Source organism: Paracoccus sp. TOH, assembly GCF_030388245.1.
Lineage (GTDB): Bacteria > Pseudomonadota > Alphaproteobacteria > Rhodobacterales > Rhodobacteraceae > Paracoccus > Paracoccus simplex.
Genome location: NZ_CP098362.1, coordinates 422,244 through 436,748, shown reverse-complemented (window position 1 = coordinate 436,748; position 14,505 = coordinate 422,244). Strand labels below are relative to the sequence as shown.

Here is a 14,505-nt window from a genome sequence, read left to right as displayed (position 1 = left end):
GAACGAGTCGCGACCGTGAGACCATTACAAATCCGCGGCCGCTTCTTCACGGCGGTGGCCCTGCATCTGACCGGACGGCCGGATCGGAGCTTCTTCGACGCGCTCGACGCACGGCTGGCGCAGACGCCGCTGTTCTTTGACAATGCTCCGCTGGTCGTCGACCTGGAACAGGCCGAGGGCATGGACAGCGCCGACGAGCTGCTGCAGTTCACCGCAGACCTGCGCGCGCGCAAGCTCTCGGTTTTCGGCGTGCAGAGCGGCACCGCCGCCCAGGCGCGGGCCGCGGCCATGGCCGGGCTGATTTCACTGCCCGGCGGCCGCGACGTGCCGCTGGAACGGGTGTCGCGCCAGGGCAGCCGCCCCGAGGCGGTTCAGGTGGTCAAGGAATTGCCGCAGGCCTCGAAGCTCATCGCCCAGCCGGTACGCTCGGGGCAACTGGTCTTTGCGGATCGCGGCGACCTGGTGATCGTCGGCTCGGTCAGTTCGGGCGCCGAGGTGATTGCCACCGGCAACATCCATGTCTATGGCCGGCTGCGCGGCCGCGCCCTGGCCGGGGTCAACGGCGACAGCTCGGCCCGGATCTTCTGTCACGCCCTGGATGCCGAATTGCTGGCCATCGCCGGGCTCTACCGCACCAGCGAGGATCTGGGGCCGGATACGCCGCGGGAACTGGTGCAGGTCTGGCTCGACGGCGAGCGGCTGCGCATCGAATCGCTGAAATAACCCATGATCGAAAGGAAACGCTCGTGAGCAAGGTTATCGTAGTCACCTCGGGCAAGGGCGGCGTCGGCAAGACGACCTCCTCTGCCGCCATCGCCGCGGGTCTCGCCATGCGCGGACACAAGACGGTCGTGATCGATTTCGACGTGGGCCTGCGCAACCTCGACATGATCATGGGCTGCGAACGCCGCGTGGTCTTCGACTTCATCAACGTGATCCAGGGCGACGCCAAGCTGAAGCAGGCGCTGATCAAGGACCGGCGGCTGGAGAACCTGTATGTCCTGCCGACCTCGCAGACCCGCGACAAGGACGCGCTGACCACCGAGGGCGTCAAGACGGTGCTGGACGAGCTGCGCGAGGAATTCGACTATATCGTCTGCGACAGCCCGGCCGGGATCGAGCGCGGCGCGCATCTGGCGATGTATTACGCCGACGAGGCGGTGGTGGTCACCAACCCGGAAGTGTCGTCGGTGCGCGACAGCGACCGGGTGCTGGGGCTACTGAACTCCAAGACCTTCCTGGCGGAAAAGGGCGATGACAGCGCAGTCAAGGCGCAACTGCTGCTGACCCGCTTCGACCAGAACCGCTCGGCCAATGGCGAGATGATGAGCGTGCAGGACGTGCTGGAAATCCTTGCCATCCCGCTTCTGGGCATCATTCCGGAAAGCACCTCGGTGCTGAAGGCCTCGAACGAGGGCACGCCGGTGTCGCTGGACGAGAAATCACCGGCCGGCAAGGCTTACATGGACGCCGTCGGCCGGCTGGTCGGCGAGCAGATCGAGATGCGGGTCAATCCCGGCGAACAGCGGCGCGGCTTCTTCCAGCGGCTGCTGGGACGGACGGCCTGACCATGTTCGGTTTCTCGTTCCGCCAGCGAAAGCCCAATTCGGCGCAGACCGCCAAGGAGCGTCTGCAGATCCTGCTTGCGCATGAGCGCACCAGCAATTCCGGCCCCGATTTCCTGCCGCTTTTGCAGCGCGACATCCTCGAGGTGGTCCGCCGCCATATGGATGTCGACGGCGATGCGGTCGACATCAAGCTGGAACGCAGCGACGACCTGTCGAGCCTCGAGATCAATATCGAGATGCCGGGCAGCGGCAAGACGGCGCTGAAGCGGCTTGGCTGATCGCAGCCGGCGGGGCGCCCTGCCCCGACCACCGCCAGCCATCAGCCATCAGCCATCAGCCACGACCTTACCCCACGATAAAAAGTTTGTGGGGTAAGGAGCAATATGCTATACCCCCCACAGATCGGGAAGCGTGGGGTAAGCGCGATGAAGGATCTCTCGCCGGTGGCCGTTGCCGCCTGGACCGACCTGCTGCGGCATCTGCGGGATGCGGCGGTGGGCGAGTTGCGCGGCACGCCGCGGCTGAAGAAGGTCGGTCAGAAATCCTATTGGTACGACCATTTCCGCATCGGCGACCAGACCGTCGACCGCTATATCGGCGAGGACAACCCCGAACTGCGCACCCGGCTTGAACGCGCCGAACGCATCCGCGCCGCCGAAAAGCAAAGTCAGGCCGAACGCTCGCGCTTGATGCGCATCCTGCGGGCCGAGGGCTGCCTGATGACCGATCGCGGTTCGGGCCAGGTGATCTCGGCCATGGCGCGCAGCGGCGTGTTCCGGCTGGGCGGCACGCTGATCGGGACGCAGGCCTTTCGCTGCTACGAGGGAGAGCTGGGCGTGCGCATCGGCTTCGACCAGGCGGCGATGACCGACGACGTGGACATTGCCAGCTTCGAGCGGCTGTCCATCGCCCTTGGCGACCAGGTAACCGAGCCGCTGGCCGAGGTGTTCCGCGACCTCAGCTTCGCCCCCCTGCCCTCGGTCGACGGCCAGCATGTCTGGCGCTGGCGCCAGAGCGCGCAGCAGACGCTGGTCGAGTTCCTGACCCCCTGTTTCGACGAGAACGAGGGCCTGCGCGAACTGCCGGCACTCGGCGTCTCGGCGCAGAGCCTGCACTACCTCAATTACCTGATCGCCGAGCCGATCCAGGTGCCGCTGCTCTATCGCGCCGGTTTCCTGATCCAGGTGCCCCGGCCCGAGCGCTATGCCATTCACAAGCTGATCGTCGCCGACCGGCGACGCGACGGACCCGACGCGCTCAAGGCCCGCAAGGACCGCGCGCAGGCGGAATTCCTGATCTCGGTGCTGTCGCGGGAACGCCCGGACGACCTGCGCGAGGCCTATGAGACAGCCAGGCAGAAAGGCCCCTCATGGCGGGCGCGGCTGCAATCCAGCCTGAACCGGCTGCCGCACCTGCGGGATAGTCTCGAATCCATATGAGATTTCTGACACAATTCCATGAAAGAATTGGGAAAATATTACAATTGGCGGGACGCTCTACTGCGTTTTATTGATTAATATATTTTAATCAATCTGTTAGATAGACAATCGACAATTTTTCCAGCACCCTTGCCGGGCTTCATTCCGGCAACTGCAATGCCAGTTCCTCGCCCCGTGCCCGCAGGCTGGCAGCCAGGAAAGCGATGACCTGGCCCGCCCATTGCATCATGCGCACGTCGCGGTGGCAGGTCAGCCAATAGGTCCGCGTCAGCCGCACCTGATCGGGCAGCACGATCTGCAACTCCGGATACTTCCTGGCGATGTAATGGGGCAGCACGCCGACCCCCAGCCCATTGCGAACCGCCGCGAGCTGGTTGAAGATGCTGGAACTTTTTACCATCGCCCGCAGCGACGGATGCACCTCGCCCAGGTAGTCGAGCCCGGGCGCGAAGATCATCTCCTCGATATAGCCGATGATGCGGTGCGGCCGCAGGTCCGCGGGGGCTTGGACCGGCGGCATGGTCTGCAGATAGTCCCGCGTCGCGTAAAGATGCAGGGTGTAGTCCGCCAGCCGTTCCGAGCGGTAGGGCCCGTTGGTCACCGGGTCCAGGGTGATCCAGATATCTGCCTCGCGCCGGGACAACGACAGCACCTGCGGCATGGTGATGAGTTCGGGCGAGAGCAGCGGAAACCGCGCGATGAACTCGGGCAGCAGATGGGTCGAGAACAGGCTGGCGAACCCTTCCGGCATCGCCAGGCGCAGCGAACGGACCTGCCCCGCCGCAGTGCCGCGGTCCAGGGGGATCTGGCTTGCCGCCTCCTCCATGCGCTCGGCGGTCTCGATCAGCCGCAGGCTGGCGGCGGTGGGCTCGTAGCCGCGGGGGTTGCGTTCGAACAACCGGGTGTTCAGCGCCTGTTCCAGGCGGTCGATCCGCCGCGAGACCGTGACATGCGAGGTGCCCAGCAGCCGCGCGGCGCGGGAAAGCTGCCGCTCTCGCACCACCGCCAGAAAGAATTGCAGGTCGTCCCAGTCGAGATTGGCCATCTGTTCAAAAATGCACAGGATCTGTATGAAATTAAACTTCTCTGAACGCTTGTGTCAAAGGCGATTCCGCTGCATCGTTCCCTCAGGGAGGCGGCCGGCATAAAGGCGGCCCCCATGACAGAAAGCGTCCCGAACCGGCCGGCAGAACGGACCGCCGGAAGGGACCATCCTTGGGAGGAAAACGTGCGAAACATTCTGCTCACGACCGCTGCGGTCGGTCTTGCCGCCGCGCCCGCGCTGGCCGAGGTTTCCGACGGCAAGGTCAGGATCGGCATCCTGAACGACCAGTCCGGGGTCTATGCCGATTTCGGCGGCAAGAACTCGGTCGAGGCCGCGAAAATGGCGGTCGAGGATTTCGGCGGCAAGGTTCTGGACGCGCCGATCGAGATCGTCAGCGCCGACCACCAGAACAAGCCCGACATCGCCTCGAACATCGCCCGGCAATGGTATGACACCGAGCAGGTCGACAGCATCATGGAGCTGACCACCTCCTCGGTCGGCCTGGCCGTGCAGGCGCTGTCGCAGGAAAAGAAGAAGATCACCATCAACACCGGCGCCGCCACGACCGAGCTGACCGGCAAGGCCTGCACGCCCTACGGTTTCCATTGGGCCTATGATACCCACATGCTGGCGGTCGGCACCGGCGGCGCGCTGGTGAAAGAGGGCGGCGACAGCTGGTTCTTCCTGACCGCCGACTATGCCTTCGGCTATTCGCTGGAGGAGCAGACCTCGAACGTGGTCAAGGAACATGGCGGCACCGTGGTCGGCGCCGTGCGCCACCCGCTGGCGACGACCGATTTCTCGTCCTTCCTGCTGCAGGCGCAGTCCTCGGGCGCCAAGGTGATCGGCCTGGCGAACGCCGGCCTCGACACGCAGAACGCCATCAAGCAGGCAGCCGAGTTCGGCATCACCGCCGGCGGGCAGAAGCTGGCGGCGCTGCTGTTCTCGATCGCCGAGGTGCATGGCCTCGGCGCCGAGGCGGCACAGGGCCTGACCCTGACCGAGAGCTTCTACTGGAACCGCGACGCGCAATCGGCCGAGTTCGGCAAGCGCTTCATGGAACGCACCGGCGTGATGCCGAACATGGTTCATGCCGGCACCTATTCGGCGGTGACGCAATACCTGAAGGCGATCCAGGAGGCCGGCACCGACGAGACCGAGGCTGTCGCCAAGAAGCTGCACGAGATGCCGGTCGACGACGTCTTTGCCCAGAGCGGCAAGGTCGGCGCCAACGGCCGGCTGATCAAGGACGCCTATCTGATGGAGGTCAAGGCCCCGGCCGACATCAAGGAGGACTGGGACTATTACAACGTCCTGGCCACCATCCCCGGCGACCAGGCCTTCCTTGATCCGGCCAAGAGCGGCTGCCCGCTGGTCCAGTGATGGCGGCCGCCCCTGCTATGCAGGCCGAGCCGCGGGTGGTGCTTTCCGCCCGCGGCCTCGGCAAGGATTTCGCGGGTTTCACGGCGGTGAACAATGTCGACCTGGACGTGGAGCATGCCCGGATCCACGCCCTGATCGGCCCGAACGGCGCCGGCAAGACCACGGTCTTCAACCTGCTGACCAAGTTCCTGCAGCCGACCCGGGGGCGGATCACGCTTCTGGGCCAGGACATCACCCGCACGCCGCCCGACAAGGTCGCCCGCATGGGGCTGGTGCGCAGCTTCCAGATCTCGGCGGTCTTTCCGCACCTGACGGTGCGCGAGAACGTCAAGGTCGCCTTGCAACGCCCGGCGGGGCTGGCGGTGCAGTTCTGGCTGCCGCTCTCGTCGCTCGACCGGCTCGACGCCCGCGCCGACCAGTTGATCGAGCAGCTGGGCCTTGCCCCCTGGCGCGACCATCGCGCCGCCGACCTGTCCTATGGCAGGAAGCGTGTCCTGGAGATCGCCACCACGCTCGCGCTCGATCCCGAGGTGCTGCTGCTTGACGAACCGATGGCCGGCATGGGCCAGGAGGACGTGGCCATGGTCGCCAGGATCATCCGCGACGTCGCCCGCCAACGCGCCGTACTGATGGTGGAACACAACCTGAACGTCGTGGCCGACATCTGCCACCGCGTCACCGTGCTGCAACGGGGCGAGATCATCGCGGCGGGCGATTACGCCACCGTCTCGGCCGATCTGCGCGTGCGCACCGCCTATATGGGGTCCGAGGCATGACCGCGCCGCTGCTGTCCGTCGAAAACCTGCAGGCCTGGTATGGCGAAAGCCATGTGCTGCATGGCGTGAACATGCATGTCCACGAAGGCGAGATGATCTGCATCCTGGGCCGCAACGGCATGGGCAAGACCACCACCCTGCGAACCATCATGGGCATCCTCAGGAAGCGGACCGGCAAGATCGCCTTTGCCGGCCAGGACATGATGGGCGTCCCCCTGCACCAGACCGCCCGTGCCGGTCTGGGCTTCGTGCCCGAGGAACGCGGCATCTTCGCCAGCCTTTCGGTCGAGGAGAACCTGATGCTGCCGCCGAAGGTGGCCGAAGGCGGCATGTCGGTGGCGGAAATCTACGCGCTGTTCCCGAACCTGCACGAACGCCGCAATTCGCAGGGCACCAAGCTGTCCGGCGGCGAACAGCAGATGCTGGCCATGGCCCGCATCCTGCGCACCGGCGCGCGCTGCCTGCTGCTGGACGAGCCGACCGAGGGCCTGGCCCCGGTCATCATCCAGGCCATCGGCGAGGTGCTGCGGAAGCTGAAATCCCGCGGCATGACCGTGGTGCTGGTCGAGCAGAACTTCCGCTTCGCCGCCAAGGTCGCCGACCGCTTCTACCTGATGGACCACGGCCGGATGACAGCGGAATTCCCGGTCGGGGATCTGCCGCAGCAGATGGATCTGCTGCATCGCGAACTGGGGGTATGACATGACCATGATCTTCGGCATTCCCGTCCAGGCGCTCATGGGGCAACTGCTGGTCGGGCTGATCAACGGCAGCTTCTACGCGCTGCTGTCCCTGGGCCTGGCGGTGATCTTCGGCCTGCTGCGGGTCATCAACTTCGCCCATGGCGCGCAATACATGCTGGGCGCCTTCGCGGCACTGCTGCTTCTGAACTGGGGCGGCATCAACTACTGGCTGGCGCTAATCCTGGCGCCGCTGATCGTCGGCATCCTTGCCGCCGTGGTCGAGCGCACGATGCTGTCGCGGCTCTACAAGCTCGACCATCTCTACGGCCTGCTGTTCACCTTCGGCCTGGCGCTGGCGATCGAGGGGACGTTTCGTTACTTCTTCGGCGCCTCGGGCAAGCCCTATGCGCCGCCTTCGCAACTGACCGGGGCGGTGAACCTGGGCTTCATGTTCCTGCCGATCTATCGCGGCTGGGTCGTCGTCGCCTCGCTCGCGGTCTGCATCGGGGTCTGGCTCTTGATCGAGAAGACCAAGCTTGGCGCCTATCTGCGCGCCGCGACCGAGAATCCCACGCTGGTGCAGGCCTTCGGCGTCAACGTGCCGCTGCTGCTGACCCTGACCTATGCGCTTGGCGCGGGCCTTGCCGGTTTCGCCGGGGTGCTGGCGGCGCCGGTCTATCAGGTCAGCCCGCTGATGGGCTCGAACCTGATCATCATCGTCTTCGCGGTGGTGGTGGTTGGCGGCATGGGCTCGATCCTGGGCGCCATCGTCACCGGTTATCTGCTGGGCGTGGTCGAGGGGCTGACCAAGGTCTTCTACCCCGAGGCCTCGAACATCGTCATCTTCGTGATCATGGCGATCGTCCTGATCCTGCGGCCCGCGGGCCTTTTCGGAAAGGAGGCCTGACATGGCCGGGAAAACCGAAACCGCCGCCCCGGATCCGGTCGCGGCCCATCCCCGCGCCGGCCAGGCCCGGCTGCTGCTGATCGCCCTGGCCCTGGCCGGGCTGCTGGTGGCGCCGATGTTCCTCTACCCGATCTTCCTGATGAAGCTGCTGGCCTTCGCGCTCTTCGCCTCGGCCTTCAACCTGCTGCTGGGCTATACCGGGCTGCTGTCCTTCGGCCATGCCGCCTTCTTCGGCGGCGCGGCCTATTTCACCGCCCATGCGGTCAAGGTCTGGGGCTGGCCGCCCGAGGCGGGCATCCTGCTGGGCGTCGCCGGCGCGGCCGGGCTGGGGCTGGTGATCGGCGCCATCGCCATCCGCCGCCAGGGCATCTATTTCGCCATGATCACCCTGGCGCTGTCGCAGATGTTCTTCTTCTTCTGTCTGCAAGCCCCCTTCACCCATGGCGAGGACGGCATCCAGTCGGTGCCGCGCGGACATCTGTTCGGGCTGATCGACCTGAACCGGCCGATGAATATGTATTACTTCGTGCTGGCGGTCTTCGTGATCGGTCTGCTGATCATCCGGCGCTTCGTGAACTCGCCCTTCGGCATGATCCTGAAGTCGATCCGCGAGAACGAACAACGCGCGATCTCGCTCGGCTATTCGGTGCAGCATTACAAGCTGGGCGCCTTCGTGATGTCGGCGGCGCTGGCCGGGCTGGCCGGCGGGGTCAAGGCGCTGATCTTCCAGTTCGCCACCCTGACCGACGTGGCCTGGCAGATGTCGGGCGAGGTGATCCTGATGACGCTTCTGGGCGGCATCGGCACGCTCTTCGGTCCCATCGTCGGCGCCGGGCTGGTGGTGAGCCTGCAGAACTTTCTCGCCACCTCGGACTTCCCGGTGACGATCATCACCGGCCTCGTCTTCATGGTCTGCGTGCTCTTGTTCCGCCGCGGCCTGGTGGGCGAGTTCTTCGCAACCAAGCTCGGCCGGAAACTGGGGTTCCGCTCCGAATCGTGATGGTGCGGCCCCCGCGTGCAAGCGGGGGCCCTGCATGGAGTATCCGATGGAAAGCTACGACTATATCGTGATCGGCGCGGGCAGCGCCGGCTGCGTGCTGGCCAATCGCCTCAGCGCCGATCCCGGCACCCGGGTCTTGCTGCTGGAGGCCGGCGGGCGCGACAATTACCACTGGATCCACATCCCGGTCGGCTATCTTTATTGCATCGGCAACCCGCGCACCGATTGGGGCTACAGCACCCAGCCCGAGCCGGGGCTGAACGGCCGCGCGCTGCTTTACCCGCGCGGCCGGGTGCTGGGCGGCTGCTCCTCGATCAACGGTATGATCTACATGCGCGGGCAGGCGGCGGATTACGACCATTGGCGCCAGCTTGGCTGCACCGGCTGGGGCTGGGACGACGTGCTGCCGCTGTTCAAGGCGCAGGAGGACCATTATCGCGGCGGCGATGCCATGCACGGCGCCGGCGGCGAATTGCGGGTCGAGACGGCGCGGGTCCGCTGGGCGGTGCTCGACGCCTTCATGGATGCGGCGGAACAGGCCGGCATCCCCCGGACCGAGGATTTCAACCGGGGCGACAACGAGGGCGGCGGCTATTTCGACGTGACCCAGCGCAGCGGCTGGCGCTGGAGCGCGGCCCGCGCCTTCCTGCGCCCGGTGCGGAACCGCCCCAACCTGCGCATCCTGACCGGCGCCGAGGTCGAGCGGCTGGTGATCGAGGCGGGCGAGGTCACGGGCGTCGTCTTCCACCATCAGGGCCAGCGCCGCGAGGTCCGCGCGATGCGCGAGACGGTGCTGGCGGCGGGCGCCATCGGCTCGGTGCAGATCCTCGAACATTCCGGCATCGGCCGTGGCGAGATGTTGCAGGCCGCCGGCATCACCCCGCAGGTCGAGGTTCCGTCCCTGGGCGAGAACCTGCAGGACCATCTGCAATTGCGCCTGGTCTACAAGGTGCGCGGCGTGCCGACGCTGAACGAGAAAGCCTCGCGCCTGATGGGCAAGGCGGCGATCGGGCTGGAATATCTGCTGAAACGCTCGGGCCCGATGTCGATGGCGCCCAGCCAGCTCGGCATCTTCACCCGCTCGGGGCCGGACAAGGCGACCCCGGACCTGGAATTCCACGTCCAGCCGGTCAGCCTCGACAAGTTCGGCGACCCCGTGCATCCCTTCCCGGCCATGACCGCCTCGGTCTGCAACCTGCGCCCGGAAAGCCGCGGCTCGGTCCATGTCGCCGGACCGGATTTCCGCGCCCATCCCGCGATCCGCCCGAATTACCTTTCGGCCGAGGCAGACCGCGAGATTGCGGTGCGTGCCATCCGCCTGGCACGCAAGATCGCGGCGCAGCCGGCCTTCAACCGCTTCAACCCCGAGGAGCACGTCCCCGGCATCGCCTTCCAGAGCGACGAGGATCTGGCCAGGGCGGCCGGCGCCGTCGGCACCACCATCTTCCATCCGGTCGGCACCTGCCGCATGGGCGCCGATGACGGCGCGGTGGTCGATGCGCGGCTGCGGATGCGGGCGCTTGGCCGGCTGCGGATCGCCGATGCCTCGGTGATGCCGACGATCACCAGCGGCAATACCAACGCCCCGGTGATGATGATCGCGGAAAAGGCGGCGCGGATGATGCTTGAGGATGCGCGGGGCTGACCCGCTGCCCCGTGCCGGTCCGGCGTCGCCTGACTTTCAAAAGGTTTTTGGTCTGCCAGAAGATCCGCGTGACCGCGGAGGCGGTGAAAATAACTGCGGTTTACGCAGAAAACCCGATTCCCCTATGCCTTTCGTTTATCTGCCCGAATCATCCGCCTTTCTTGCAGAATTCTTGGAAGGCTTGACGGCCTCAAAACAGTTGCGTGCTCACGGGAAAAGACGCATAGAGAGTATGCGTCGTCGCTGAATCAACTTTTTGGCGTATTGATTCCCGCGCGGCGCGTGTTCTTAGCGTACCATGTGTTGGCGTCCGTCGGGTGTGCATTTCCCCTGTTCGGACATTTGAAAAACCTCGACTCGGTGATTGACCACCGGTCTGACTTTGGGTGAAACATGGCATATTATACTCAAATCCCTGATGCGACCATCGACCTGACCGCAACCACGCCGGTTCTGTCGTTGGGCAACAACCTGCTCTTGAACGAACTGAGCGGCTCGAACGAATTCAGCCAGTATGACGTGGACGCCAATTCGGCCACCACCCTGACCCGCGGCGACGACGTGTCGCTGGTGGATACCGAGCAGAATCCGGAACTGACCGGCACCTTCGCCGGCACCGGCACGCTTTCGACGGCGACGGCATCCATCGGCATCCCGCTTTTGGCGAACATAACCATCCAGCTCAATCCCATCAGCGGTTCCTATGTCGTCGGCGAGGATGGCAACACCTATTTCGTCACCGACGAGCCGCTGGATGCCAGCCATATCGGCCTGAATATCCAAGGCACCGTGGCTGGGCTTCCCGTCAACCTCGCGGACATCAACCTGTCCGAACTCAACAGCAATCCGTTGCTGGCGCCGATCCTCAGCACGCTGCAGCAGACGCTCGACACCCTGGTCGTCAACGTCGCCTATGATCCCGAAGGCACGCTGCCGCTGGATGACGAGGATGTCGTGCCCTGCTTCACCGCCGGCACCCTGATCGAAACCCGGGACGGTTTCGTCGCCGTCGAGACGCTGACGGTGGGCGATCTGGTCCGCACCCGCGATCACGGGCTGCAGCCGGTGCGCTGGATCGGCTCGGTCAAACTGGCCGCCGCCGCCCTGACCGCGCAGCCGAAACTGCGCCCGATCCGCATCAAGGCCGGCGCGCTTGGCGACCTGACGCCTTCGACCGACCTGGTGGTTTCGCCGCAGCACCGCGTCCTGGTGCGCTCGAAGATCGCGCTCAAGATGTTCGGGGCGATGGAGGTGCTTGTCGCCGCCAAGCAGCTTCTGCAGATCGAGGGCGTCGATATTGCCGAGGACGTGGCCGAGGTGGAGTATTTCCACATCCTGTTCGAGAACCACGAGGTGGTGAATTCCAACGGCGCCGCCACCGAATCGCTTTATACCGGCACCGAGGCGCTCAAATCGGTCGGCGCGGCGGCCCGGGAAGAGATTTTCGCGCTGTTCCCGCAACTGCGCGATGCGGATTTCGCTCCGTCTCCGGCGCGTCCGATCCCTTCGGGCCGGAAATCGCGGCGGATGACCGTCCGTCACGTTCAGCACAGCCGTCCCGTCTTTAGCTGAACCGGGCTGCTGATCCCAAAGGATGACCGCGGAGCGATCCGCGGTCGTTTTGCTTTGCGGCAGCGGTGCCGAACAATCGCGACCCGGCCCGCGCGATCCGGCAACGGCGCGCAGGCCGCGATCTCAGATCACCCGGGTGCGCTGCGGGGCGAGGCCGTCGATCTCGACCACCACCTGCGCGCCGCGGGACAACGCGCCGACCCCCGCCGGTGTGCCGGTGAAGATGAGATCGCCGGCCGCCAGGGCGACATGGCGCGACAGGATGGCGACGATCTCGGGCACCGACCAGATCATCTGGCTCAGGTCGCCCTGCTGGCGCAGCACGCCATCGACCGTCGAGACGATGCGACCATGGTCGAGCCGCCCCAGTTCTGCCGCCGGGGTGATCGCCCCGCAGGCGGCGGAATGGTCGAAGCCCTTGGCCATGTCCCAGGGGCGGCCCAGCCGCTTCGCCTCGGCCTGCAGGTCGCGGCGGGTGAAGTCGTTCCCGGCGGCATAGCCCCAGACGTGATCCGGCGCCCGCTCGACCGGGATGTCGCTGCCGCCGCGGCCGATGGCGACGACCAGTTCGGCCTCGTAATGCAGGTCCGCGGTCAGCGGCGGATAGGGCAGCGGCGCATCGTCGGTCAGCAGCGCATCGGCCGGCTTAGAAAAGAAGAAGGGCGGCTCGCGGTCCGGGTCGTGGCCCATCTCGCGCGCATGATCGGCATAGTTGCGGCCGACGCAGAAGATGCGGCGCACCGCGAAACGTTCGCCGCGGCCGGTGACCGGGACCGAGGGCGTGGCGGGAACGGGCAGGACATAAGACATGCAGGGGATCCATGGCAGGGGGACGATGCCGCGACTCTGCCCGGTTCCGCGGCGCGGGGAAAGCGGCGATGCAACCGAGGCGAATCCGGCGGCGCAGGCGTCGCCCGTGCTCAGGGCGTCTCCGACACCGGCGCGGCCTGCCGCGAGCCGTGCAGCCAGGGTTTGCGGCCAGAGATCTGGAACACGTCGACCGGGCAGGCGTCGATGCAACCGCCGCAATTCTGGCAATCGCCGGACAGGATCAGCGGGCTGGCCTTGCCCTTCAGCGCCGGCACGATGACATGCGGCTCGGGGCAGATGTTGAAACAGGCGCCGCAATCGGTGCAGGCGTCCCGCCGCGCGGCCGAAACCCGGACCAGCGAGAAGCGGCCGATCAGCCCGTAGAAGGCCCCGACCGGGCAGAGATGGCTGCACCAGGCCCGGCGCGAGACGAACAGGTCCAGCAGGAGCACCGCCAGGATGATCGCCCAGCCAAGCCCGATCCCCGAGATGAAGGCGCGCTGCAACAGGCTGACCGGGTTGACGAATTCCCAGGCCGCGGCGCCGGTCAGGAACGAGGCGAGCAGCGTTCCGGCCAGAATGAACAGCCGGGTGCGCCGGTCCAGCTTGCGGTCGCGGGTCAGCCCGGTCTTCTCGCGCAGCCAGAAGGCGGTGTCGGTCACGACATTGACCGGGCAGACCCAGCCGCAATAGGCCCGGCCACCCAGCACCAGATAGGCCAGCGCGATCAGGATCGCCCCGCTCAGCACCGGCCAGGTCGGCGAGGTGCCGCCGAACAGGCCCTGCACCAGGATATAGGGATCGGCCAGCGTCACCAGGCCGGCGATGTCGCTGGCGGCGAAATTGCCGCGTGCGATCCAGATCCCCAGCCACGGCCCCAGCATGAACAGGCCCAGCAACGAGACCTGGGTCAGCCGCCGCATCAGCCACCATTTATGCGAGCGCAGCCAGCCGCGCGCCGCGACGCTGAGCCGGCGGTTCTCGGAAATCAGCGGCCCGATCATGCCGGCCTCCCCGCGCGGTTGCGGCCGGCGCCGCCCAGCCCCAGGTCGCGCGGCAGCACCCGGATCGAGGCATGGCCGGTGACGCAATGCTTCTCGCAGGTGCCGCAGCCGGTGCAATGCTGGGAATGCACGGTCGGAATCATGATGGCGCGGCCGTCGACCTCGCCGGGCTCGAGCGTGATCGCATCGCCGCGGATCGGGCAGACCCGGACGCAGATGCTGCAATTCATGCCCTTGTAGTTCAGGCAGTCCTCGTGTCCGACCAGCACGGCGACGCCCATGTCGGCATCGCGGATCGAGGCGATGTCGCGGTCCAGCGCCCCGGTCGGACAGGCCCTTGCGCAGGGCACGTCCTTGCACATGTAGCAGGGCTCGGCGCGCGGGGTGAAGAAGGGCGTGCCGACCGCCGCCTCTTGCCCCCATTCGGCCAGCGACAGCGTGTCATAGGGGCAGGCCTGCACGCAAAGCCCGCAGCGCACGCAGGCGGCCAGGAAATCCTCCTCGGGCAGCGCCCCCGGCGGGCGCAGGGCGCGGGCATCGGCGCGCGCGGTGGATTCGACCAGCGCCGCCAGCGAGAACCCGCCCAGACAGGCCGCCCCTGCCCCGCGGGCCAGTTCCTGCATGGCCGTGCGACGGTTCATCTTGCGCTTGCTGGATGCCATCCTGCTCTCCT

General features: G+C 66.3%; 15 protein-coding genes. 11 read left to right on the top strand and 4 right to left on the bottom strand.

The window, feature by feature from the left end:
- The first annotated feature begins 15 nt into the window (after positions 1-15).
- The 4 genes from minC (at position 16) to NBE95_RS19130 (ending at position 3,007) form a co-directional block, all read left to right on the top strand.
- Positions 16-723, top strand: coding sequence for a septum site-determining protein MinC (gene minC / locus NBE95_RS19145; RefSeq protein WP_354670374.1), 708 nt, complete (start codon positions 16-18; stop codon positions 721-723).
- Between the two features lie 23 nt (positions 724-746).
- Positions 747-1,568 (top strand): septum site-determining protein MinD, encoded by an 822-nt coding sequence (gene minD / locus NBE95_RS19140; RefSeq protein ID WP_019352062.1) that lies wholly within the window; start codon positions 747-749, stop codon positions 1,566-1,568.
- 2 nt (positions 1,569-1,570) lie between these two features.
- A complete protein-coding gene (gene minE / locus NBE95_RS19135) occupies positions 1,571-1,846 on the top strand; it encodes a cell division topological specificity factor MinE (protein WP_019352063.1) in 276 nt (91 codons plus the stop codon).
- Between the two features lie 147 nt (positions 1,847-1,993).
- Entirely contained in the window at positions 1,994-3,007 is a 1,014-nt protein-coding gene (locus NBE95_RS19130) for a GSU2403 family nucleotidyltransferase fold protein (RefSeq protein WP_289896049.1), read from the top strand.
- A gap of 139 nt (positions 3,008-3,146) precedes the next feature.
- On the opposite strand, the gene NBE95_RS19125 is transcribed toward NBE95_RS19130, so the two are convergent.
- The gene (locus tag NBE95_RS19125; protein WP_289896048.1) at positions 3,147-4,052 is read right to left on the bottom strand and encodes a LysR family transcriptional regulator; all 906 of its coding nucleotides are present in this window, start codon (positions 4,050-4,052) and stop codon (positions 3,147-3,149) included.
- A 183-nt stretch (positions 4,053-4,235) separates the two neighbouring features.
- Here NBE95_RS19125 and NBE95_RS19120 point away from each other — a divergent pair, with 183 nt between their 5' ends.
- From NBE95_RS19120 to NBE95_RS19090, 7 genes are all read left to right on the top strand, one after another.
- Entirely contained in the window at positions 4,236-5,435 is a 1,200-nt protein-coding gene (locus NBE95_RS19120) for an ABC transporter substrate-binding protein (RefSeq protein ID WP_289896047.1), read from the top strand.
- Positions 5,435-6,211, top strand: a complete 777-nt coding sequence (locus NBE95_RS19115; protein ID WP_289896046.1) for an ABC transporter ATP-binding protein — start codon at positions 5,435-5,437, stop codon at positions 6,209-6,211. Before NBE95_RS19120 ends, NBE95_RS19115 begins: the two co-directional genes overlap by 1 nt.
- The gene (locus NBE95_RS19110) at positions 6,208-6,912 is read left to right on the top strand and encodes an ABC transporter ATP-binding protein (RefSeq protein ID WP_289896045.1); all 705 of its coding nucleotides are present in this window, start codon (positions 6,208-6,210) and stop codon (positions 6,910-6,912) included. The genes NBE95_RS19115 and NBE95_RS19110 overlap by 4 nt, the downstream gene beginning before the upstream one ends.
- 1 nt (position 6,913) lies before the next feature.
- Complete coding sequence (locus tag NBE95_RS19105; protein WP_019352514.1) at positions 6,914-7,801, top strand: branched-chain amino acid ABC transporter permease; 888 nt, start codon at positions 6,914-6,916, stop codon at positions 7,799-7,801.
- A gap of 1 nt (position 7,802) precedes the next feature.
- Complete coding sequence (locus tag NBE95_RS19100; RefSeq protein WP_289896044.1) at positions 7,803-8,801, top strand: branched-chain amino acid ABC transporter permease; 999 nt, start codon at positions 7,803-7,805, stop codon at positions 8,799-8,801.
- A 46-nt stretch (positions 8,802-8,847) separates the two neighbouring features.
- Positions 8,848-10,446 carry a GMC family oxidoreductase N-terminal domain-containing protein gene (locus NBE95_RS19095; RefSeq protein ID WP_289896043.1) on the top strand — a complete coding sequence of 533 codons (1,599 nt, stop codon included), beginning with the start codon at positions 8,848-8,850 and terminating at the stop codon, positions 10,444-10,446.
- A gap of 393 nt (positions 10,447-10,839) precedes the next feature.
- Positions 10,840-12,018 carry a Hint domain-containing protein gene (locus tag NBE95_RS19090; RefSeq protein ID WP_289896042.1) on the top strand — a complete coding sequence of 393 codons (1,179 nt, stop codon included), beginning with the start codon at positions 10,840-10,842 and terminating at the stop codon, positions 12,016-12,018.
- 123 nt (positions 12,019-12,141) lie between these two features.
- Here the strand turns inward: NBE95_RS19090 and NBE95_RS19085 are convergent, their stop codons facing one another.
- The 3 genes from NBE95_RS19085 to napG form a co-directional block, all read right to left on the bottom strand.
- Positions 12,142-12,828 carry a fumarylacetoacetate hydrolase family protein gene (locus NBE95_RS19085; protein WP_289896041.1) on the bottom strand — a complete coding sequence of 229 codons (687 nt, stop codon included), beginning with the start codon at positions 12,826-12,828 and terminating at the stop codon, positions 12,142-12,144.
- Positions 12,829-12,938: 110 nt separating this feature from the next.
- Positions 12,939-13,832, bottom strand: a complete 894-nt coding sequence (gene napH / locus NBE95_RS19080) for a quinol dehydrogenase ferredoxin subunit NapH (RefSeq protein ID WP_289896040.1) — start codon at positions 13,830-13,832, stop codon at positions 12,939-12,941.
- Complete coding sequence (napG, locus tag NBE95_RS19075; RefSeq protein ID WP_289896039.1) at positions 13,829-14,494, bottom strand: ferredoxin-type protein NapG; 666 nt, start codon at positions 14,492-14,494, stop codon at positions 13,829-13,831. The genes napH and napG overlap by 4 nt, the downstream gene beginning before the upstream one ends.
- Positions 14,495-14,505 lie beyond the last annotated feature (11 nt).

Excerpts from the sequence above, each read along its gene's own strand:
- minE (WP_019352063.1), top strand. The coding sequence starts at position 1,571 with ATGTTCGGTTTCTCGTTCCGCCAGCGAAAGCCCAATTCGGCGCAGACC.
- NBE95_RS19130 (WP_289896049.1), top strand. The coding sequence starts at position 1,994 with ATGAAGGATCTCTCGCCGGTGGCCGTTGCCGCCTGGACCGACCTGCTG.
- NBE95_RS19125 (WP_289896048.1), bottom strand. The coding sequence starts at position 4,052 with ATGGCCAATCTCGACTGGGACGACCTGCAATTCTTTCTGGCGGTGGTG.
- NBE95_RS19115 (WP_289896046.1), top strand. The coding sequence starts at position 5,435 with ATGGCGGCCGCCCCTGCTATGCAGGCCGAGCCGCGGGTGGTGCTTTCC.
- NBE95_RS19110 (WP_289896045.1), top strand. The coding sequence starts at position 6,208 with ATGACCGCGCCGCTGCTGTCCGTCGAAAACCTGCAGGCCTGGTATGGC.
- NBE95_RS19105 (WP_019352514.1), top strand. The coding sequence starts at position 6,914 with ATGACCATGATCTTCGGCATTCCCGTCCAGGCGCTCATGGGGCAACTG.
- NBE95_RS19100 (WP_289896044.1), top strand. The coding sequence starts at position 7,803 with ATGGCCGGGAAAACCGAAACCGCCGCCCCGGATCCGGTCGCGGCCCAT.
- NBE95_RS19095 (WP_289896043.1), top strand. The coding sequence starts at position 8,848 with ATGGAAAGCTACGACTATATCGTGATCGGCGCGGGCAGCGCCGGCTGC.
- NBE95_RS19090 (WP_289896042.1), top strand. The coding sequence starts at position 10,840 with ATGGCATATTATACTCAAATCCCTGATGCGACCATCGACCTGACCGCA.
- NBE95_RS19085 (WP_289896041.1), bottom strand. The coding sequence starts at position 12,828 with ATGTCTTATGTCCTGCCCGTTCCCGCCACGCCCTCGGTCCCGGTCACC.
- napH (WP_289896040.1), bottom strand. The coding sequence starts at position 13,832 with ATGATCGGGCCGCTGATTTCCGAGAACCGCCGGCTCAGCGTCGCGGCG.
- napG (WP_289896039.1), bottom strand. The coding sequence starts at position 14,494 with ATGGCATCCAGCAAGCGCAAGATGAACCGTCGCACGGCCATGCAGGAA.